General features: G+C 37.5%; 22 protein-coding genes. 8 read left to right on the top strand and 14 right to left on the bottom strand.

Going from position 1 to position 22,174, the window contains the following annotated elements:
- Window positions 1-61 precede the first annotated feature (61 nt).
- The 4 genes from JOC83_RS12155 to JOC83_RS12140 all read left to right on the top strand — a co-directional run bounded on the left by JOC83_RS12155 (window position 62) and on the right by JOC83_RS12140 (window position 2,966).
- Complete coding sequence (locus JOC83_RS12155) at window positions 62-820, top strand: TrmB family transcriptional regulator (protein WP_205187576.1); 759 nt, start codon at window positions 62-64, stop codon at window positions 818-820.
- 310 nt (window positions 821-1,130) lie between these two features.
- Window positions 1,131-2,300 carry an MFS transporter gene (locus JOC83_RS12150; RefSeq protein WP_205187575.1) on the top strand — a complete coding sequence of 390 codons (1,170 nt, stop codon included), beginning with the start codon at window positions 1,131-1,133 and terminating at the stop codon, window positions 2,298-2,300.
- An 84-nt stretch (window positions 2,301-2,384) separates the two neighbouring features.
- Window positions 2,385-2,543, top strand: a complete 159-nt coding sequence (locus tag JOC83_RS12145; protein WP_205187574.1) for a DUF1540 domain-containing protein — start codon at window positions 2,385-2,387, stop codon at window positions 2,541-2,543.
- Window positions 2,544-2,741: 198 nt separating this feature from the next.
- A complete protein-coding gene (locus JOC83_RS12140; RefSeq protein ID WP_205187573.1) occupies window positions 2,742-2,966 on the top strand; it encodes a cold-shock protein in 225 nt (74 codons plus the stop codon).
- A gap of 47 nt (window positions 2,967-3,013) precedes the next feature.
- On the opposite strand, the gene nei is transcribed toward JOC83_RS12140, so the two are convergent.
- The 4 genes from nei to JOC83_RS12120 all read right to left on the bottom strand — a co-directional run bounded on the left by nei (window position 3,014) and on the right by JOC83_RS12120 (window position 7,681).
- Window positions 3,014-3,850 carry an endonuclease VIII gene (gene nei, locus JOC83_RS12135; RefSeq protein ID WP_205187572.1) on the bottom strand — a complete coding sequence of 279 codons (837 nt, stop codon included), beginning with the start codon at window positions 3,848-3,850 and terminating at the stop codon, window positions 3,014-3,016.
- A gap of 150 nt (window positions 3,851-4,000) precedes the next feature.
- Window positions 4,001-5,101, bottom strand: coding sequence for a Ger(x)C family spore germination protein (locus JOC83_RS12130; protein WP_205187571.1), 1,101 nt, complete (start codon window positions 5,099-5,101; stop codon window positions 4,001-4,003).
- Window positions 5,098-6,186, bottom strand: coding sequence for a GerAB/ArcD/ProY family transporter (locus JOC83_RS12125; protein WP_205187570.1), 1,089 nt, complete (start codon window positions 6,184-6,186; stop codon window positions 5,098-5,100). Before JOC83_RS12125 ends, JOC83_RS12130 begins: the two co-directional genes overlap by 4 nt.
- Window positions 6,170-7,681, bottom strand: coding sequence for a spore germination protein (locus JOC83_RS12120; protein WP_205187569.1), 1,512 nt, complete (start codon window positions 7,679-7,681; stop codon window positions 6,170-6,172). Before JOC83_RS12120 ends, JOC83_RS12125 begins: the two co-directional genes overlap by 17 nt.
- Window positions 7,682-7,789: 108 nt before the next feature.
- Here JOC83_RS12120 and JOC83_RS12115 point away from each other — a divergent pair, with 108 nt between their 5' ends.
- Window positions 7,790-8,818, top strand: a complete 1,029-nt coding sequence (locus tag JOC83_RS12115) for a phosphotransferase (RefSeq protein WP_205187568.1) — start codon at window positions 7,790-7,792, stop codon at window positions 8,816-8,818.
- Window positions 8,819-8,998: 180 nt separating this feature from the next.
- A complete protein-coding gene (locus tag JOC83_RS12110) occupies window positions 8,999-9,181 on the top strand; it encodes a YolD-like family protein (RefSeq protein WP_205187567.1) in 183 nt (60 codons plus the stop codon).
- A 46-nt stretch (window positions 9,182-9,227) separates the two neighbouring features.
- On the opposite strand, the gene JOC83_RS12105 is transcribed toward JOC83_RS12110, so the two are convergent.
- On the bottom strand, window positions 9,228-9,737 hold the full coding sequence (locus JOC83_RS12105; RefSeq protein WP_205187566.1) for a GrpB family protein: 510 nt from the start codon (window positions 9,735-9,737) through the stop codon (window positions 9,228-9,230).
- 204 nt (window positions 9,738-9,941) lie between these two features.
- On the opposite strand from JOC83_RS12105, the gene fosB reads away from it, so the two are divergent.
- Complete coding sequence (gene fosB, locus JOC83_RS12100) at window positions 9,942-10,361, top strand: metallothiol transferase FosB (protein WP_205187565.1); 420 nt, start codon at window positions 9,942-9,944, stop codon at window positions 10,359-10,361.
- 28 nt (window positions 10,362-10,389) lie between these two features.
- Here the strand turns inward: fosB and JOC83_RS12095 are convergent, their stop codons facing one another.
- Window positions 10,390-10,908, bottom strand: coding sequence for an NAD(P)H-dependent oxidoreductase (locus JOC83_RS12095; RefSeq protein ID WP_205187564.1), 519 nt, complete (start codon window positions 10,906-10,908; stop codon window positions 10,390-10,392).
- 306 nt (window positions 10,909-11,214) lie between these two features.
- On the opposite strand from JOC83_RS12095, the gene JOC83_RS12090 reads away from it, so the two are divergent.
- On the top strand, window positions 11,215-12,195 hold the full coding sequence (locus tag JOC83_RS12090) for a zinc-binding dehydrogenase (protein ID WP_205187563.1): 981 nt from the start codon (window positions 11,215-11,217) through the stop codon (window positions 12,193-12,195).
- Between the two features lie 16 nt (window positions 12,196-12,211).
- Here JOC83_RS12090 and JOC83_RS12085 read toward each other — a convergent pair whose 3' ends face one another.
- From JOC83_RS12085 to JOC83_RS12050, 8 genes are all read right to left on the bottom strand, one after another.
- A complete protein-coding gene (locus JOC83_RS12085) occupies window positions 12,212-13,219 on the bottom strand; it encodes an LLM class flavin-dependent oxidoreductase (protein WP_205187562.1) in 1,008 nt (335 codons plus the stop codon).
- Between the two features lie 15 nt (window positions 13,220-13,234).
- Window positions 13,235-13,537 (bottom strand): DUF3219 family protein, encoded by a 303-nt coding sequence (locus JOC83_RS12080; protein ID WP_205187561.1) that lies wholly within the window; start codon window positions 13,535-13,537, stop codon window positions 13,235-13,237.
- A gap of 195 nt (window positions 13,538-13,732) precedes the next feature.
- Window positions 13,733-14,896 (bottom strand): VWA domain-containing protein, encoded by a 1,164-nt coding sequence (locus JOC83_RS12075; protein ID WP_205187560.1) that lies wholly within the window; start codon window positions 14,894-14,896, stop codon window positions 13,733-13,735.
- Window positions 14,897-14,898: 2 nt separating this feature from the next.
- A complete protein-coding gene (locus tag JOC83_RS12070; protein WP_205187559.1) occupies window positions 14,899-17,133 on the bottom strand; it encodes a DUF5682 family protein in 2,235 nt (744 codons plus the stop codon).
- Window positions 17,130-18,212 (bottom strand): ATP-binding protein, encoded by a 1,083-nt coding sequence (locus tag JOC83_RS12065; RefSeq protein WP_205187558.1) that lies wholly within the window; start codon window positions 18,210-18,212, stop codon window positions 17,130-17,132. The genes JOC83_RS12070 and JOC83_RS12065 overlap by 4 nt, the downstream gene beginning before the upstream one ends.
- The gene (locus JOC83_RS12060) at window positions 18,205-20,010 is read right to left on the bottom strand and encodes a HEAT repeat domain-containing protein (RefSeq protein ID WP_205187557.1); all 1,806 of its coding nucleotides are present in this window, start codon (window positions 20,008-20,010) and stop codon (window positions 18,205-18,207) included. Before JOC83_RS12060 ends, JOC83_RS12065 begins: the two co-directional genes overlap by 8 nt.
- Window positions 20,011-20,024: 14 nt before the next feature.
- On the bottom strand, window positions 20,025-21,437 hold the full coding sequence (locus tag JOC83_RS12055; RefSeq protein ID WP_205187556.1) for an SWIM zinc finger family protein: 1,413 nt from the start codon (window positions 21,435-21,437) through the stop codon (window positions 20,025-20,027).
- Between the two features lie 234 nt (window positions 21,438-21,671).
- Window positions 21,672-22,112, bottom strand: a complete 441-nt coding sequence (locus tag JOC83_RS12050) for a cell wall hydrolase (RefSeq protein ID WP_338038908.1) — start codon at window positions 22,110-22,112, stop codon at window positions 21,672-21,674.
- Window positions 22,113-22,174: the final 62 nt, after the last annotated feature.

The following is a 22,174-nucleotide window of genomic DNA, read 5'->3' as shown; positions in this document are numbered from 1 at the left end:
TATATACAACGGACAGTATTTTAAACATTGAATTGAAACTGAGATTTTTTAAGGAGGAAACATGCTACAAAAATTTGGTTTTTCACAATATGAAAGTCAAGTGTACGAAGCACTACTATCAAGCAACACTCCGCTTGATACAACTTCTATTGTTCATTCATCAAATGTTCCAAAAGCAAAAATTTATGAAGTATTAAATAAAATGAGCGATAAAGGAATGGTATTAACAACGATTTCAGGAAAGAAGAAGTTATATTTAGCTGTACCTCTTGAGACCATTATCCAAAAGCTAACGGCTACTTTTAAGCAAGATATTCAAGAACTTAAAACATTTACACCTAGAAAAGTGACAACCGATGATCATATTTGGACATTAAAGGACTATCAATCCATTATCTCTGAGGTTGAAACACTTATCCTTGATGCCAAGCAGTCCATTATTTTATCTGCTTGGAATGAAGAATTAGAACGGTTCCTTCCTCTCTTGGAACAAAAAGAAAAAGAAGGGATAGATGTAGAAGTACTCATAATTGGAAAGCTTCATACGTCACTCAAAAACCTTCACTCTCTACATCCTCATCAAGATCATAAAAAGTTAGAGCCCTCACAGCTTATTAGTGTCGATGAACAAATTATTTTGTTTGCAGGAATTGAGAACAATAAATGGAAAGCCATTAAAACAGAATCTCAACCGTTTGTGAAATTTTTTACAGATTTCTTTTATCATGATGTAGCGCTTGCTCACATAACAGAAAAATATCAAGAACAATTACTCCAAGATGACAAAATGAAGCGATTGTTAACAAGACTACGATATTAAAACCATAATGAAGGACCAGAGACAAAAATGACAAAGAACACCCCCGTTTGTCTCAGCCCACAACATCCCTTGTCCCAAAAATCCAAAGTAACAACGGATAAAGAGGCAAGGGATGTTGTATGTAGATCTTCTTTTTTGTTTTGCTCCCTTGTGTCCCAGTCTCTTTGTTCATGTGTTTAAATAGAGACATGGAAAAACATCCCTCCAAATGAAAAGGCTATCATTTCTATCAATAAGAAAAATTGTCTTGCCAACCAAATGGTTATGGGTTACTATCTCAGTTGTAACTATCACAAAGGAGGTTAAAATGATGAATAATAAAGTGTACATACTTGCGATCGCTTCCTTTGTTGTCGGAACGGTTGAACTTATTTTAGGAGGAATTTTAGATGTTATTGCCAATGCGTTTAACGTCACCATTTCACAGGCAGGATATCTTATTTCCATTTATTCCATTGTATTTGCCATTGCGGCTCCGATTTTATTGCATGTGACAGCGAAAGTAGAGCGAAAGAAAGTATATGTATGGACTCTCGCTTTCTTTTTACTAAGTAACATTCTATCCGCATTAAGTATGACGTATGCCATGCTTTTAATTTCTCGAGTCTTTGGAGCAATAAGCGGCTCATTTCTAATCGTGTTATCAACAACGCTTGCTGCTCGACTTGTTAAGCCTGAGTATCAAGGACGAGCGCTTGGAACGGTCTTTATGGGAATTAGTGCTTCCCTCGTTCTCGGTATTCCGATGGGTATTTATATAGGTAATACGTTTGGTTGGCGAGAAGTCTTCATCATGATTGCGGTTTTAACGGGTTTGATTTTAATCGCGGTTATCATCATGATGGAACGATTAGCACCTGCTCCAGTCGTTCCGTTAAAAAAACAATTTCAAGCATTAAAAGATTCAAAGATGATTGCTATTCATCTCACAACCTTTTTCTTATTAGCTGGTCATTTAACGCTGTATGCGTACTTTACTCCTTTTTTAAAAACAACATTAGGATTACATTCAACGACCATCACAATTGTGTACGCTATTTTTGGTGTTGCTGCTGTTATTGGTGGTGGAATTGGCGGGTGGGCTGCTGACAAATGGACACCACAGTTAGCGATTACGGTTATGATTTCTATGTTCTTCATTACGATGGTGTCCATTCCATTTGGAGTAAAACTTCCATTTATTTTATTTTTATTGATCATGATTGTTTGGAGTTCCTTAAGTTGGGCGATCTCTCCTGCTTTGAATAACTATATTATTCAGAGTGCTCCAAATACGTCGGACATTTTAATTAGCACAAATTCATCCATCAGCCACTTAGGTATAGCTTTAGGTTCTTATATTGGCGGGATTGTGATTCATAACGGTTCTGTTATGTACAATAGTTGGGCTGGTTCGATTCTCATTTTAGGTGCATTACTATCGATTATTGTGTCTACCCGTACTTCTTCTGTAAAGAGTGTTGTAAATATGAATGAATGAATAAGTAGAATTTTGTCTATTCTAATACAGTGAAGCTACCCTATAAATAGGTAGCAAACACAACAATTGAAGGAGGAATAGACAATGGCACAAGATGTATTATGTGAAGTAGCAAACTGCGTTCATAACAGAGAAGGACAAAAATGTGGAGCATCTGAAATTTTCGTTGTCAGCCATCGCGGAAACAAAGCTGAAACAAGTCAAGAAACTGATTGCAAAACATTTGAGCCTAGCGGACTTTAATCTCTATCAGAGACCACCACGGACATGGTGGTTTCTTTCATTACTATTATTGATAATAATTATCATTATTATTCAATGATTTAGTCATAAATGCAAAATTAGGTCATTCACTATCTTTTTAAAAGATAAACTTAGGCAAAAAGCGTAAAGTATGAGATAATAGAAAGGAATGAATAATCCTAATAAGGAAGTGACGCATTGTCTTATTATAATAAACGTGTAGAACCTTTACCTCAAGAACATATTGACACTTGGGAATGTACGAAAGATGATTGTAACGGATGGATGAGAAAAAACTTCTCAATTGGTGAATCAGTACAATGTCCTTTCTGCAACAGTGATATGAAAAGCGGAACTCGCTTTATTAACGGTTTATCAAATACCGCTCCCTATACAAAAGCTGCATCCAGCAACACAAAATAACGAAATGATCCGCTTAATCAGAGGTTGAGTTAAGATGTATCCCTTTTTCATTCGACCTCTCTTTTATTTTTTTGACACATTGGACAATAATAAAGCCTTCGAGACGTTGCAACAGTTTTGATAATTTCTGTTCCATCTATTCGACATGGCTGCCCCTCTCGGTTAAAGACCCAATGACGATAAGTGGATTTTCGTTGCCCCTTTTCTTTCAACTGGTTTACTAACTTTAAATCATTTGTAATGCCACCTGTTTCATATGACTGACGTACAACTTTTACAATTGCTTTTGCTACCTTTTGAAGCTGTTGAGTTGTACAGTCAACAGGTCGTAAATCTGGATGAATACCTGCTACAAACAAAATTTCACTTCGTAAATAATTCCCTATACCAGCTAAAAAACTTTGATCAAGAAGAAGTGACGACCACTTTCTTCTATAAAACCGCCGACCTTCAAAACGTGTATGTAATTCATCAAGTGTCACTTCTTCACTTAACAAATCTGGACCTATTCGACTGATAAAGGGATGTAAAGGTACTTCCTCATTCTGAAGCACTTCAATTTCTGACGCGCTATATAAAAGGGCTGATTTTTTTTCATTATGAAGAGCTAATCGCAATTGACGATTTGTTTTTGGATAATGATAGGCTTTACGTACATACCACTTTCCGTATAACTGGTTATGAGAATAGATCGTGTATCCATTGTTAAAGCGAATTAGCATCGCTTTGCCTTTTGTATCTACTTTTAGAATACGTACACCTTGAAAAAAGGGCTCATAATCCTTTAGCGATTCAAAGGCAAAAGACACTTCTATTAAAGGATACTGTATAAGCGCAGCCTCAACTTCATCGGCTGCTCGGCGAATCTCTGGACCTTCTGGCACATTCCCCTCTCCTTTTTGTTTTATCCTTTATTTGAATGAGCTGCATATATGTTCAACTTATCCTAGTAAGTGCTACAAAGAGTACTTCTGGATGCTTACTGTAAATCTATCCCCTATTTATTCCTTTATCATCTACACATTTTACATAAATTAGTTAATGATTCCCTTATGAATGATTTGAACAGAAACCTTTGGCTTGATTGACAGCTCGGGGTAATCGCTTTTCCAATCAAGCTTTTTCCATTCTTTCGGATGGTAAGCCATTAATTCACGCCCTATTTCTAAAAAGTCACAGTTTGCTTCTTGAAGCTTATCCACTACATTTTCAGCTCTCTTTTGCAAAATCGCTTCAAGTTTTTTTTCCACTGTCTTTACCTTCTTCTTCGTTAAATCGTTATAAGTAAATTCAGTAATTTCAACTTTTACTTTTAAAGGTATTTGAACCGATACAACATCGACAGGATCTTTTTTTATTTTCAATCGTACTTTTGAGCTTATCACGTTATAAGATGCTGTATTTTTCTCACCATTTACGACTACATTATCACTCATCATTAGATGTTTTCCTTTTCGGTCTGAAAGAAGCAACGCCATTCTTGATTGCATGGCGTTTAGTGTTACACCTGAAAATTTGTCATCATGAAATAAAGCGGTCCCCACTACATTAGCAGCTTGATTTTTTTTATTCATTTCAATATAAGGTAAAGCAAGACCTTTGCCTTCATCAAATAAGACGGTACAGATTGTTTGAATGGTTTCATTAGGGACAGAAGAAGAATTTTCAGCAGTATGAATGATACCAGCTAAATACTCTCCAATTAGCTCATTTCCTACTTTTTGAAGATAAACAATCTCGCTCGGACTTCCCTTAACAATGGCGTATTTTGCACTTAATGGACTTTCGGGCGTACGATAGAGAACATCTGATACCTTTAAAATCCCATCTTTTGCAAGATCGTCTTGAATTAACAGAACACGATTCTTTGCCGACATTAGCGCTCCTGAAACTTGTTGATTGAGTTTCATTCGCCCTTCTCTTGGAGAAAGTCCAACTACTGTAAACACTTTACTGATTGGCTCATTTTCTTTTGAAGTATACGAATGAATAGATATGGTCGCTTGAATTTCATCTTGCTCTTTTTTCTCAAATGCAGCACTTGATATAAAAATCGTATCCTTTAATGTTTTTTGATCCCAGCATCCTGATAATAAAAAAACAAGAAGAAATAAACCAATCCCTGTTCGCTTCATGATTTTGTTACCCCTTTTCGAAAGAATGAAACAAATAATAAAAAAACAGGCAAGACACCAATAAAGAAGTAAGATAATGTTGTAACAGCTTCTGATAATAAAACAAGTAAATCATCCGTGCTTGCAAAGTAGTTTGATAAAATGACAACCATCAGAATGATAATAGGAATGAATGGCCGATGTGTTTTCTTTTTAAATAACACTTTCATCCCCATCCCACAAATAAAAACGTACATGATTAAAGACGTAATAGCAGACACAATCCAGACTGTTAAAAACACAAGATCTATACGTTCGATAAACGAAAACTTGGAAGCTTTTAATACATACAACACAGGCTCTGGTACAATTGGAATTTCGTCTGGACTAAAAAACAGGTAACATGTAATGATGATATACACATACAGCAACATCACTACAAAATTACTTAGTGAGACCACTTTTAGTACGGTTGTTGATTTTGCTTTTACAAATGGAGCGAGAACTAAAATGATTTCAAAACCAAGCATGGCAATGATTCCATCCTTTGAAGCGCTAACAATGTTTTTGATTCCATGCTGACCGATTGGAAACAAGTAGCGAATATCTGCTGTTGTATATGCACTTAATAGTAAAATGACAATAATGACAAGTAATACAGATACGAGCACGAAAAAACGGCCGATGTTTCGTAGACCTTCTTTCGCATAATATAGTGCAACAACAGCTAATAAAAGGACTAAGATAAAAACGGGTGTTACATGGTAAACCCATCGCTTCAATACATTTACATATAATGATGTCACTACACTCGATACAAGTACGTAATAAATAATGTATCCAATGTTTAATCCATTACCAATAAAGCGACCTAGTATAGCAATATTTATTTCAAATAATGTTTTTTTAGGAAATCGACGCGTTAGCCACCAATAACAAACGATTAATAGTTGAACAATCATACTCGCTATAATAATTGAAATCCAGCCATCTGTTTTCGCAGTTTTGAACAAGTTATAAGGAAGCGCTAAAATACCAATTCCAATTTGTGTTTGTAAAATCAAAAAAAACAGTTGATTTGTACTAATATTAGTTGTCTTGTTCATCGTGCTTCCAAGTCCTTATCGCAATTTGTCTACGGAGCCTTTGTGGTTTTGCTCCTAATGGACGTTTATTTGAATACATGGCATGTAAGCGAATGAATACATCTTTTAAATTTGAAAATCTCAGTGGAGCAATTGGTATTAAATAAGGGGTAGAAATAGACTTTAGTGTAATGAGGTGCATTGTAATCATTACAAACACTAACACAATTCCTAAGTAGCCAAATAGAGCTGCGCCAATCATCATTGGAAAGCTTAGTAAACGCAGCGTTGTACTCATTTCATTTGATGGCACTACAAACGAGGAAATGGCTGTTAACGCAATAACAATAATCATCATATTAGATACTAGACTGGCTTCAACAATCGCTGTTCCAATCACTAATCCTCCTACTACTCCAATCGTTTGAGCAATAGATGAAGGTAATCGTAAAGAAGCCTCTTTTAATAATTCAAGGATAATCACCATAATTAACGCTTCAATGAGAGGTGGAAATGGTACATTTTCAAGTGAACCCTTAACCGTTAAAATTAAATCAATTGGGATGAGTTCGTAATGAAACGAAATGGTTGCAATATAAAGGGCGGGTAAGCTCATTGCCACAAAAAAACTAAACACGCGAAGCAGACGAAAAAATGAACCATAAATCGACCGTGTATGATAGTCTTCAGGTGATTGATAAAAGGAAAAGAAACTAACAGGTGCGATAAGTGCAGACGCATTGCCTGTTGTTATGAGTGCAATTCGACCTTCTAATAAATTACCAACGACTCGGTCGGGTCGTTCTGTATTTAACAGTTGTGGAAATGGTGAAAATGGTGATTCTTCTAACGCCTCTTCAATTAACCCACCTGTATCTACAGCATCAACATTAATTAATCGTAACCGGTTCATCACTTCCTCAACTAATTGCTTATTCGTCAATCCTTTTACATATAATAAAGCAATTCTTGTTTTTGAAATGGAGCCAATTTCAATATACTTCACAACTAAACTTCCATCTAAAAAACGCTGACGAATGAGATTAACATTTTTATCTAGATTCTCGATAAAACCTTCCTGCGGTCCTCTTACAGATTTTTCGTTATACGCTTGACTAACCTGTCTAGAAGCAGGTAAGGCTGCATCAATCGCGTAAACTGTATCCCTTCCCTCTAGAATAAGAACCGCTGCACCTTTACACATCATGTAAATCGCTTCGTATAAATTTTGAGTTTTTGTAATGGAAGCAATATTTACTACTTCTTCTATCTTATCTTTTGTTGCCATTTGTAGAGGCTTGATAATGTGTTGATTGAGCTTTTCTGAATCCATGAGTGGAACGAAATACAACAATATCCCCTTTTCCCCTAAGTACATAATCTCTCGTTCTCCTAAATCATCTGTACCCTCAAGAAAGGTTGTCATTTGTTGCTTATTGTCCTCTAAGCTAGACGTAGCTGGAATGGTTATCGGAAGTTGATTCTGTTGTTGATTCTGTTGTTGATTTTGGCTCATGCGCTCACCTCACTTTTTGTTTACATTTCGTTTGCTTTTTTCTTTGCTAATTAGGTTTCCATTAAAGTAAAATAATATGTAAAATGTGGAGAAAGAGAAGGTAAGACAATGAACACCAAAGACCGTTTAATTAAGGAAGCACTATCCTTTTTCTTCCCTTTTCAAAGTCCAAAAGTATGGAGCGAGGGAAGCGGGGAAAATAATACAACACGTTTTGTAGACATACATAATACACGTTATGTATTGAGAATTTATGAATCTCACCGTGATCTAGCAAAGATTCAATTTGAGCATGACGTACTACTCGGTTTGAAAACGTTATTACTTCCTTTCAAAACACCCGAACCTGTTACGACAATTACAGGAGAATCGATTGTCACGTTAAAAAATGGACAGCTAGCTGCTTTGTTTCATTTTGCAAATGGTGTAAACCCAGATTCAACCAATCAGAATTATGTACATTCATATGGAAAAGTAACTGCTCAATTAACGAAAGCTTTTCAATTTTTAAAACCGACAAAGCAAGCGATTTATCACCCATACTATGACCTTGAACATACACACCCGAGCTGTACCATTGAAGATGTTCTTTTCTTTTGCAAACATCCGTCTGACTTGTTTAAGGATCAAGCTGAAGCTCTTGCACTTGTTCAAGATGCACTTTGTTCGTTTCAAGATACAATTCCCATACTAAAGAGCCTTCCGCATCAGCTTATTCATGGAGATTTAAATACTTCAAACATTTTGGTTAATGAACAGCATTCCGTTAACGCTGTTCTTGATTTTGAGTTTGTGACGTATGATTTGCGTGTAATGGAAGTAGCTGTATGCTTATCTGAATTTATTAAGCCAAATTCTGATGAAAACGCAGTTATGGATGAAAAAGTGTCTCAGTTTCTGTCTGGCTACTCTAGTGTACTTGAGCTAACACAAAAAGAATTAAGTGTCATCCCTCATTTAATTTTACTACGACGTCTTGATGTATTTGTCCATTTCCTAGGTCGCTATAGAGATGGAGTCAATGATGAAAAAATAGTAAAAAACCAAATTGAAAAAGCGTTCTATACAATAAAGTGGATGAAGACGATGGAACATAACTGGGATGATTTTGTTTATCAACTAATGAAAACGAACTAAAGCTCCTCAACAAGAGGAGCTTTTAATTCTGAACACAACTTTTTGAACATTTTTCACAATTTGTTCAAATAATTAATGAAAACGCTTACTATTTTCGTATATAATGAATATATAATAACGAATAACATCAATCTTACAAACAAATTTATTATAAATAAACTCTAGAGAGGAGAATAAAAAATGATTTTAAAAGCATTGCGCAAAAAAGGCTTCATTACCATCAATTATTATAAAGATGGGCTACTTCAAACAATTAAAGGTCAGGTTCATCATTTAAACCTAAATGAGCAAACGCTTTCACTAAAAGATGAAAATGAAAATGTTTTCTCTATTCGCCTGTCTGGTATTAAAGAAATTTATTAAGTAGTAAAATCCTGCCTATCGTCAAGCAGGATTTTTTGCTGCAACATTATTGAGATTTTGCCGTTACAATGATGGTTTCAATGAACGCAGATTTAGCATTCGTATAAGAAACACGGTCATATGGATACTGATTGGCAAGATCTATTTTGAGATTTGCATAAGCTTCTCTTACTGATTGATTACTTCTAAGATAATCTCGGAACAATAGCTGATTGGTCCACTCTTCACTGCTGTATACGTAAACATGCAAATGATGTGTTCCCGCTCGCCACTTTCCTTTCCTAAAAAAACGACGGTTTGGAAATGCCTCATGCATAACCTGTTCATATCCTATTTTGGCTAGCGGTTCAATAAACGCATCTACTACACCTAGTTCATGAACCCCAAGCATCAAATCGATTAGTGACTTTGAGGCTAGTCCTTCTACTGCTGTGCTGCCGATGTGCTCAATTTTAATTGCTTTCTCTTTCAGAATACTTGTAAGTAATTCACCTTCCTGCTGAAATTGCTTTTTCCACTCAGACGTGTACTCGTTGATAATAATTTTTCCGTCCATCGTGCTCTCCTTTTCTAGTTATTTATAATACTATAAGTATATAGAAGAAAATGGATGAGTAAAGCTTGTTTTAACTGAAGATGCATTTGTTACTCTTATTGGTTTTACAAGTTGCTAAAATCAGTAAGACAAATCTTTTATAGGTTATGAATATACTCTTTTTCAATACATAGATACATAACAAAATGATTGGAGATAAGCAAAATGATTCAAGGTCTTAATCACTTTTTATTCTCGGTCTCAAACTTAGAGCGTTCTATCACATTTTACGAGCAAGTATTTGATGCAACATTACTAGTAAAAGGTCGTTCAACTGCTTACTTTGATGTCAAGGGCATATGGCTAGCTTTAAATGAAGAGCCTGATATTCCACGAGATGAGATCCATCAATCATACACACATATTGCTTTCTCAATTGATGAAAAAGATATGGATATGATGGTCAACAAATTGCAAGCCTTACACGTCCATATACTACCTGGTCGTGAGCGGGATGAGCGCGATAAACAATCTATTTATTTTACAGATCCAGATGGTCATAAATTTGAATTCCACACAGGTAGCTTAGAAAACCGTCTACGTTACTATCAACAAGAAAAAAAGCACATGACATTTTACAACTAAAAAAGCAAGAGCATCTGCTCCTGCTTTTTTAGTTTGTTACTGCATCAACTAATGCTTCTGCACTTGCTTGTAATTGTTCGTCTGTTAGTATTCGAACACCTTGCAATGCAAAAGTCGGTAAAAATCTCATTCCAGTCAAATTCGCCATCGCTTGAAACGGCTTTGTTAGCTCACTCATGGAATAATGATTATACCCTCCTGCTTGGTAGGCTTCTGCTGGGCCACCAGTTGAAATTGCCAGCATAAATTCTTTTCCGTGTAATTTTGTTCCTTGCGCACCATATGCCCATCCATACGTTAACACAACATCTTGCCACTCTTTTAATAAAGCTGGGCTACTGTACCAATAGAATGGGAATTGAAACACAACACGATCATGCTCAAGAAGTAATGTTTGCTCTTTTTCAACGTTAATACGACCTTCTGGGTATTCTTTATATAATTCATGTACCGTTACTTGATCTTCTTCTTTTAGACGATTCATCCATGCTTGATTAACATTTGATTGATTTATATTTGAGTGTGCAACAATCACTAACGTTTTCATTTGTTTAGCCTCTTTTCTTTTTCATTTGTACATACAAATGATAACACTTATTTGTATGTACAATCAAGTACTTGAAAAATTTTTTTAAATCTGATTACATAACTGGTCCATCTCATGAGTAAAAACTCTAACTTTCTTCTCCCCTATTACATCTGTATAAAAAAGGTAAAAGTCATTTCACCTATCATTATAGTTGCGTTTTGTTTAGTTGGCTGATAGCCTTTTATTTGTATATACAACAATTAGTGTGTATAATCATTTTGATTTTCACACAATAACGCAGAATACATAAAAGGAGGATGCAGATTGAAAGCTTTATTATTAAAGGACAAAGGTTTATGGCAAGAAATGAGCGTAGGAGACGTGGAAAGACCTTTACCATCTTCTGGTGACATTTTAGTCAAAGTTCATGCAGTTGGTTTAAACCCTGTTGATTATAAAACCGCAACTGGGGGCAATTCAAATTGGACGTATCCTCATATTTTAGGTCTTGATGTAGCGGGTATCATTGAAGAAATTGGTGAAGGTGTGACAGAGTGGAAAAAGGGCGATCGTGTTGTTTATCATGGAAACCTAGCGAAAAAAGGCGGCTATGCAGAATATGCCGTTACAACTGCTCATACTGCTTCACGAATTCCAGATGAAATTTCATTTGAAGAGGCTGCTGCCCTGCCTTGTGCTGGCTACACAGCGTATCAAGCGCTATTTCGGAAACTTCATATTCAAGAAAATCAGACCATTTTAATTCATGGTGGAGCAGGTGGTGTCGGAGGATTTGCCATTCAATTAGCAAAACAAAAAGGCTTAACAGTCATTACCACTGCTTCTGAACACAATCATGATTATGTTAAAGAGCTTGGTGCTGACTTTGCGATTGATTATAAGCAAGAAGATGTGGTTGAAAAAGTCATGAAACTTACAAACGGTGTTGGCGTAAATGCTGTACTTGATACGGTAAGCCGTGATAATGCAACAGCTTCTTTAGATGCCTTAACTTTTAATGGTCAAATTGCATTTATCGCTGGGCCACCAGATTATACAAAAGTTAAGACGTTTACAAAATCGTTATCCTATCATGAAATTGCACTTGGTGGTGCTCACTTTTCAAACAATAGAAATGAACAAGAAGATTTAGCCCGTATGGGAGATGAGATGCTACGTCTATTAGTTGATAAAAAATTGTCTCCACTTGTTGAAGAAGTCATTACATTAGACGAAGTGCCTCAAGCACTTGTAAAATTGTCTGAACGTCATGTAAAAGGAAAGATTGTTGTAAAAATGGCCTAACCCAAAAAGCTGTCCATCACTTGGTTGGGCAGCTTTCCTCTTGCTTAATAAGGCGATACGATGTTAATTTATCTTCGATTTCATGTGTAATGGTAACCAGCATAATCTCATCTGCGTTGTAGTCATTTTGAAGTTGCCTTAGCTTAGCATACACTTCATTTGGATTACCAATGATCATGTTTCTCTTCATTTTTGTTAGTTCCATTTTTTCTTCTTCCGTATATGAATGGTTGATGGCTTGCTCAATGGAGGGGACACCTTGTTTTCCTTCCCCTTTAGCAAGCTGAAGTTTCCAAAGCAAACTGCTTGAGGCTACTTCGTGTGCCTTTTTTATTGTTTCCGCACAAATGACTGATACTGTTAAAATCACACTTGGTTCTTGTGCATTTTGACTTGGTTGAAACTCGTTTCGATATGTTCGAATAATCTCTTTTCCATCTTTATCACTCATAAACTGACCAAAAGCATACGCGAGACCATTTTTTGCAGCGAGGACCGCACTTTTCTGACTTGTTCCTAATAACCACGCTTTTGGAGCAATAGATGGAACAGGGGCCGCAGATACGTTAGAAAAACGATGGTCCTTCGTAAAACCTTGATGTAGAAAGTGAAGGAGATCACGAATCAACTCAGGCATCTTCCACACTTGTTGTAAAAACTGATCTGACAACGCTTCCGTTGCTTCTGCTGATCCACCAGGCGCACGGCCAATTCCAACATCAATTCTGCCTGGAAATAGCGTCGCAAGCATGTTGTACATTTCAGCTACTTTATAAGGCTTATAGTGAGGAAGCAAGACGGCTCCAGAACCAAGACGTATGGATGTGGTAGCTGCTCCAAGATAGCCGAGCATAACCTCTGGTGCAGAACAAGCAAGACCTGGTAAGTCGTGATGTTCTGCAATCCAATATCGTTCATAGCCAAGCTGCTCTCCAACTTGAGCGAGCTTCTTAGCATCTTCTAATGCTTCTTGAGGAGTTTGACCGACTGAAATGGGAGCTTGATCTAATATACTAAGTTTCATGCCTCTCTCTCCTCTTCATTTTTCCAATTCTACATACCTAATTTTAAAATCACCAACTTGATTAGCTTTATACAGATTCGTGATAGATGTTGAATACTCATTAATCTTCCCTGTAAATGTAACATTCTTCGCTGGTACGTGAATGTTTACCACTTCGTTATATAATAATGTTGTTATTTCATGATAATCTTCACTTTTCACTTTAAACTCTAGCATAACTTGTCGTAAAGGTCGCTTTGTTTGTTTACTCATCACTACCTCTTCTTCATATGCTTCGACTGGAATGAATACATCATTAATCCTTACTTCTGAAACCATCTTATCAGCTCCTTCATTTGTTTATAAAGCATCATAGCACTAGTATGAAGGATTCTCAAAAAGTTCGTCTTTGAACTTACATATTTTCATACAAAATAACGTGTATCGTTCCAGATAACAGTCAACTACCCACCACTTAACGATCTTACGGTCTGTTTGAAGTGGGGGTATCCTTGCCGATTTTCGATAAAATAGCTACTCTTTGTGATACGTTTGCTTTGTCCACTCTCCTAAATCGTTGCCTTTTAGAACATCTTCTAGTAAATCAGGTAAAAGTGACGGTGTGCATCCAAAGCATGGGATACCTATTTTGGCAAGTTGGTTGGCGTTTGATTGGTCGTAATAAGGAACTCCTTCATCTGATAATGCTAATAAGCTAATCACCTTTACACCTGCTTCATGCATATCTCGTAAACGACGAATCATCCCTGCACGATTTCCCCCTTCTTCTAAATCTGAAATAAGGATAAAAAGTGTCTTTGCTGGGTCTGTAATAAAAGATTCACAATAACGGATTGATTTGTTGATATCTGTTCCACCACCTAGTTGGATTCCAAACAACATATCAACTGGATCTTGCTCACATTGCTCGGTTAAATCCACAACTTCCGTATCAAACGCCACAACGTGTGTTTTTAAGGCTGAAATGCTTGCAAAGATGGAGCTGACGATAGAGCCATAAATAATGGACTCTCCCATCGATGCGCTTTGATCAATATCAACAATAACTGTCCAATGATTGGATTGACGAGCTCGTTCAAAAAAATAAAACCTCTCAGGGATAATCATTTGGTAATCTTCATTGTAATGCTTTAAGTTGCGTCGAATCGTTGACTCCCAATCAATGCTTTGCAAGCCACTCGGTAACGGAGAATGCTTTTGACGGTTGAGCGCTCCTTTTACAGCTTGACGAATGTCTTGCTCAAGACGCTTTTGAACTTCTTCAACTACTGCTTTTACAAGTTCTCGAGCGGTGTCTTTCGTGCGTTCAGGTATTTTACCTTTTAGCGTTAACAGCGTAGCAACCATCTCAATACTCGGTTTAACATGCTGCAATGTTTCTGGCTCAAATAAAAGTTGCGTTAAGCCTTTTCTCTCAATCGCATCACTTTGTATGATTGAGACAACATCTTGAGGAAAGAATGTGCGAACATCACCGAGCCATTTTACAAGCTTCAAAGATGAGCCAATGCTTGTAGAACCTCCTTCTGTATCGTCATAAATAGCAGCTAATGCTTCATCCATTAATCGCTGTTCATCGGTTAATTGAACCATTTCTTCATCATAAGACGTAAACGTTTTTTGTGAAGCTTCTCCTAAAATTAAACGCCATCTTGGCATCATTTGATTGTTTGTCATCGTTAAAAATCTCCAAAGTCAAAGTCATTTAATTCGTCAATTACTGCCTCTTCTTGCTCTGTTAACGATTCATTTAGTTGTTCGCTTATCATAAGCGAATCGCCTCCCCATAAATCTCCAAGCAGCTCTGCAACTTTTGCTCGATCGGTCGATGAAAATGACGTAAACGCGCGTCGTAAAAACACAAGAGCGCGGTGAAATTGCTCATCTGAAAGCGATAAAACATATTCGTTGATTTGTTCCCATAAAAACGGACGAGATAACAAAGCGTACTTATTTCGAAGGCATAATCCTTCAAACCATCCAGCTCCTAAGTCTACTGAAACGCCTGGAGACAACCGTCTTGCTACTTCTTCAGAGAGTGTTTTAGAATCTAGTTGATTTCGTTCAATTAAAAGAGTGCAAGCATAACCCGATAGCAAAGGATTTAAGTCGTCTCGATACGCTACTTCTCTTAAAACGGTGAACCACTCTTCTTCATCTACATGTTCAAAAAGTTGAAGGGCAATGGCATTCACCTCATTCATTGCTTCCATGACGATTCGCGCCGCATCATTGTTACAACGAGCGGCATCGATAAGTAAAAGCGTACTACGTAAAAAGAGTTGTTCGACAAGCGGTCGTAACAAGGTCGTATCCACTTTGCGAACATCTCCATATTGAACCACTCGAGCAATATTCGTTGCTGCGTTAGCAGTCTCAACAAAATCGCCTTCATCGACTGTTAACCGTTGAACAACGCTTTTTGCCTCTTTCATCATCGTAATCATTCCACATTGAAAGGCACGATAAACGATTTCAGCAGCCTTTGATACACGCTTACTATCTTCGAGCTGCTCTTTTAGTCGAAAAGCAACGGCTAAATCAATGCTTTCACCAAGCAATGTCGATTCAACAAGATGCATTTCAACTTCAGGTGTCCACTGCACGTTCCAATGCTCAGCCCATGTTGCGTTCTCTTGCTCATAAAAGTCTGGCACTGCAAACGAAATGTGTAAAACGTGTAATTTGTGAAAGAAAAAGGAACGATGCAAATCTAAAAAGGCCGCTTCCTCTCCCTTTACTCGCCGGTTTTCTCGCAAATCAAGCTGTAGCGTTTGCTTAACATCTTTTCGGTATTTTTCTAGCTTTAATTGCTTTATTTGACGATAAAAATCATCTTGAATAGGCGTTTGACTGACTCCATCTGGGAGGAAGCCGATATTCGTTCCAGTCTCAACCTTCGCACATGCTTCTGCAATAACAGAAAACTCACCTTGACCAAGATTCACGGTTGCTGCATCTCGTAAATCACGAAGGGTTGGAAGGAAGCCCTCTCGAAAGGAAGCAAGTGAGTGAGCTAATCTTACTCCTTCAATCACTTCAGCAGATGAACGAAACGTGCCAGACCGTCTTAAAGCCGAAGCCACCGACGTCATGTAATAAGCAGGAAGCTCACGCAACTTCCCTCTTTTCATACATTCCCACATCATTTCAAAATAAGCAGGTGCATCATTTCCTGCACCATAACCCGACCTTGCAGATAATTTAAAATTGGAATAGGGCATTAACGTTAAACTTGTAGCAACAGGTTGAACGCTTGGTATTTCTATATGCTGAGTTTCTTTTAACCCCTTTACGTGAAAAGCACCTGTAATGACGGCAATTTTAGTTGGGTCATGTCCTTCTTCTATCTTTTGACGAATTTGTTGTCTCATGAACCATTCTCGATGTGCATTTTCAACGTTTTCTGTGTCGCTCATTTCTTCCACATCGCGCAAATGAGATGAAAACGTATGAATGGCTTGTTGAAACGATGTGGATGATTGAATGTGTTCATAGGAGCGCTCCCAATATGATTCATAATCAAGCTCTCCTGCAAGTAAAGCCATCCTTTCGTAAATAGACTCTCCCTCTTGTGGCTCTGTTTCATTCTCTGTTGCAAGCGTAATAGAACTTGGCAGATCGATAAACGACACGTGAACATCATGCCGAGTCGCCCACATGATTGCTCGATATTCAGGAGAATAAGACGCAAGAGGATACACGACCGTCTGAACAGGCACTTCATGTGTGTATGCCATAATGGCAAGTGGTGGCTTTGTTTCTTTTCTCGAAATATCTGCAATCAGTGACGTTGCATCAGCGGGACCTTCAATTAAAACAGCTGTTGGTTGTACATCGTCTAGCCACTTTTCTACGTGATAGGCAGACGCAGGTGATAAATGACGTACACCGAAAATAGGCGGCGTCATCATCCATTCAACTCACGACACGCTTGATACAAGCCACGCCAATCAGAGCCTTTTTTCTTCATAACGTTTTCTACATACTCTTTCCATACGATAGCATCTTTTTGTTCATCTTTTACAACGGCTCCTTGCAATCCCGCTGCTACATCTTCTTCTGTTAACTGACCACTTCCGAAGCTTGCAGAAAGTGCCATGCTGTTTGTTAAAAGAGAAATAGCTTCAGCCGTCGAAATTACCCCGCTTGGTGACTTCACCTTTTCTTTTCTATCAAGGGTCATGCCACTTCGTAACTCACGGAAAATGGTGACAACACGTCTAACCAATTCTTCTGATGGAAGCTCAGCTTGGAGATCAAATTGCGTTGATAACTCATTCACACGTTTCGTCACAATTTCCATCTCTGTTTCAATGGTTGCTGGCGTTGGTAAAACAAGAATATTAAAACGACGCTTTAACGCTGATGACATTTCGTTTACGCCACGGTCACGCGTGTTTGCAGTAGCAATAACTGAAAAGCCACGAACGGCTGACACTTCTTCACCTAGCTCAGGAATGGAGATATTCTTTTCTGATAAAATGGAGATAAGGGCATCTTGCACTTCTGATGAACAACGTGAAATTTCTTCAAAGCGAGCAATACCTCCTTGCTCCATTGCACGGTAAATAGGACTCTTTACAAGCGCATCAAATGATGGACCTTTCGCTAAAAGCATGGCATAGTTCCACGAATAACGTACTTGCTCTTCAGTTGTCCCAGCTGTCCCTTGAATGACTTTTGAAGAATCTCCATGTATAGCTGCTGTTAATAGTTCTGATAGTGTTGATTTCGCTGTACCAGGCTCACCAATTAACAATAAGGCGCGATCAGTGACTAGCGTCGCAATGGCCATTTCGACAAGTCGTTTGTTTCCAATGTATTTTGGGGTAATATCTATATTTCCACATTGACCACCAGCAATAAATGTATAAACAGAACGAGGAGAAAGTTGCCAGCCCGGAGGCACTTTATTCGTTTCTGCTTTCTTTAAAGCTTCAATTTCTTTTGCGTACAATTGTTCAGCTGACAAACGTAAAAGGTTAGACATGTTGTTTCTCCTCACTTTTCTTTAAATCATGTGCAATGGTTAGCAATCGATGTTTGATTCTCTCCGTTTCAATCTCTTCAACTGCTATTCTCTCTAATTCTGTCGCATATGCTGTTGGTAAAACGGTGAATAGTCTCATATTTTCTAAAACGGTCGTTAGATGGAATTTGATTGAATTACTATACTTATCAGTCTTTTTGAGCGTGTCTACTAGTACATCGAATACATTTTCTACGTTCATTTGTAGCAATGCTGTCATTGCATTAACACCACGAGAACTAGAGAAATATGGATTAAGCGCTAGTTTATTCATGGCATACTGAACATACTTTTCATTTTTACCATCTGTCAGTAACCTCAATGCAAGCTTTTCTTCTTCCATACTAATTAATACGTCGACCCACCTAGCATCCCACTTCGCTTCTAAGCAAAGATTTGCTGTTTTTTCCTCATCGTCATAATAGTAATACCTTTGCTTTTCATACTCACGGTCAAATGGCTGTAGACTACCTTTAAAGAAGATTCCCCTATCCATCATTTCAAGGATGAGACGTGCTCCATAATCATTGCGACCTCTCTTCACATAGCGAGAAAATTGTTCAAATACTTCTTCTTTTGATGAGTGTAAAAGCGCATATCGAAACGAAAAATCAACTAAGCTCGATCGATTTCGAAGCTGATGAACATTCGGAAATTCTGCCAAGCTATCTATTCCATATGTTTCAGTTAAAATGTACAATGCTTCTCTTGCAATCGATGCTTGAACGTCTACGTTATGAATAATGTCCGCTAAAAGCGACTTTATATCTTCTTGTTGCTTCCCTTGTAATAAACGCAAACTTTCTTCAAACCGATCTTTTTCATCGATCTTTTTCGTTGCAAGATACGCTTCGTATGTCTGTTGGACATACGATAATAGATGCTTACCTAATATGTTTGAGTCGCTGTTTTGCACGACATACATCACATGATAATGGTCTTTTCCATGAAGTGCATCAACTAAACACCTTGCTGCTTTTTCTGTCTCTCTAGTAGCAAGTGCTTCATAAGCAGCTGTTCGCACATCTACCTTTTTATCTCTTGCATACGTTAAAAGTAAATCTTCAGCCTCATCAAATAATGCTAAACATTTAATAGCCTCAATTTTCACTTGTTTAGAACCGTTTTCAATGGCGTCTAAATAAAGCGACATTCCCTCTTGTCCTAAAAAGTGACTCATTACCTTTAAACGACGTGCATCTACTTTTGCTCCTTTTATATGAAAGTTCTCTTGAATTAGTGGCAGAATAGATGCATCAAACGTCGGTAGTACGTATGTTGCCACATAGTCCCCAATTTCTGCATAAGGATCATCTAGCGCAGAAACAAAGGGTAACACAAGGCGTAAATCTTTATATGCCCCTGACTCGACTGCCTCTTGAATGACTTGTAGACGACCCGAACCCGATGTAGTTAATGCTTCTATTAGCGGATAGATGCGACGATGGGAAAGTGTTGTTTCGTACGTAAATGTCAATTCACTTTGCACGAGTGAACCTTCTTCTCCTGTTTTACCTTGTGTATATAAAATAGAGGTTACTAGATGAGAGAGTTCAACTAGTTTACTAGCCGTTTCTTCTTTACTTTGAATCAATTCCTCTGTCAGTGCTGCAAGTTTAGCAAATACGGGTGCTTTTTCTCCCATTGCTTTTAATGTCGGAATGAGTTTTTGTAACTTTGGATCATGGATTGCTAAATCACTACCCGCAATCATCAAACGCTTTGTTTCATCTTGTAAACGAGATAAAATTGGTATCATGTTCAGTTCTCCTTCTATTTAAAACGAATGATTTGATCATGTGTGATCAGAGATAACGGTTTTGCGCCAAGCTCCCCTGTTTGCAAATTATGTTGAAATTTCACAAGTAACACGTGATTAGATAATTGATCTGTCCTTACTAATGATAAAAGAGGTAGTGTATCTCCTTCAGCATCTACAAGAGTTAAACGCTGACCGTGCTTGTCTTGGAGCAACCATTTTTCATTTACTTTACCAATTTTGTCATACGCAATAAGAGCAAGAGGTTGCTTATCAGCTAATGGTTGTTTCAGTTGATTTTTCACTTGCTTTAGTACGTCTAAAATAGTCGTTTGCGCTGCCTGGTGAATACGCAAAAATGTTTCTGCTAATAATTCTTCAAAGCGTGAAGTTTCCCAGCGGACACGAGCATTCCCTTCACTTGGGTAGACAATCAGTTCATCTGTATGAATAACCGAAAACGTAGAATCTTCTTGTTTCAGTTGCTTAGCAGCTCGAAACGGTCGATATTGTTTAGTGTAATAAAGATGATGGTCTTGTAATGATAACCAAATTCCTTCATCCATGTATTCTTTTCTCGCATCATTTTGATAGGACGTGTAAAAGAGTTGAACAAGCTCTTCATCACGCTTCACCATTCCTAATTCTCGAAGCTCTGCTAATTGCCACGTGTGGCCAAGCCATTCTTCAATCGAAGTGGTCGTATCAAGTGCAAGCTCCTCATCTTGTAAACGAGTTTGCAAGTGACTTTTTCCTTTTTTGCAAATAAATGATAGTCTCTGAATCTCGTGAATGGCTCTTACATACAATTCCTCTTCTGGCAGCTTCTCTTTCCATAATTGTACAAACTCACGCAAAGCATGCTGAAGTTCTTTCAAGTAGTAATTTCCAACTTCTTTTGCAGTCGCTTCAATTTGTTTAAGGGCTTTCACATCGACAGACCCTAATCCACCTCGAACGAGATTATGTAACAGCGTTTCCACTACCACGAGTCCTTCTAGCTGAGCTTGTAGCTTTTTTCGAAGAGCAGATTTATTCACTTTCTTTTTCTTCGGTTGTACACTTTCTGCTTGCTTCTTTTCTACTCGCTTTGCTATTTTTTCACGCTTTTCAATAACGTCTTCCGGGATAGGTGCTTCTGTAAACACTTGACCATCGACATATGCATATAAAAGACCTAATGCATGTTTACAAGGAAATTGACGGCTCGGACACGTACAACGATACGTAGGTTGCTCTGGATTTATAAAATCTACGGATGTCACATATGGCTTCTTCCCACTTCCTGCACATTCTCCAAATAAAAGCGTTTGATCATTTGATTGATGTAGCTTTTCAAACTTTTTCTTCTTCACAAGCCCCCATCCGTTCTTAACAGCGGACGCATTCGGTGCAATAGAATCAATATACAGTTCGGTTAACGTCATCCTTATTCCCACTCTCGCAATCTATTTATATGTTCATTATAGTAACGAACATACGTTCTGTAAATAATTATTTTACATCTTATCTATATTTTACCTACTACTAATTCAAAGAACTATCCCCTTCTTCTTAAAATCACTAGTTAAATGTTACCATTTTAATTAAATAGGGCTCTTAAGCAAAAATCACCCTAAATCTCATAAGCAAAAAGCAGAGTCCAATGACTCTGCTTCGCTTTACCACGTATAGGCACCTTCACAAGTATTCGCTTTTGGTTCGTAGTAGCAATGCTGTTTGTATTGTCCAGCAAATGGTTGGTCGTACCATGTAGGTGGACATGCAGCATATGGATTAAAATACCAAAGAGCATATTTTGAAGGATGCTCTCTCCAATAGTCTAACGTTTTTTTCGCTAACTTTTTTTCTACTCCTCTTGCTCTGTTATAAAAAACATTCCCTTTTTGTACAGCTTCAAATGAGTAATTTCCTCCTTGTACTTGATAAATCACTTGAGGAATAGACCTTAATCCTTTGAAATCTAAACAGTTTGCTTTTAGTCGATTCACAATCACATTACCAACCATAAGCATTCCCTGTTTTCCTTCACCTTCAGCTTCTGCTCTCATCATCCTTGCCATTAAAGCAACGTCTTTATCGGTATATTTTACTCTTGGCACTTTTATCACCTCTAAAAGCATTGTATTAAGAAAGTGATAAAAGATGTTCATAAACGTTGAGA

This window comes from Priestia iocasae (assembly GCF_016909075.1).
Lineage (GTDB): Bacteria > Bacillota > Bacilli > Bacillales > Bacillaceae_H > Priestia > Priestia iocasae.
The sequence above is the reverse complement of the archived record's forward strand: the minus strand, read 5'-3'. Positions and strand labels throughout refer to the sequence as shown.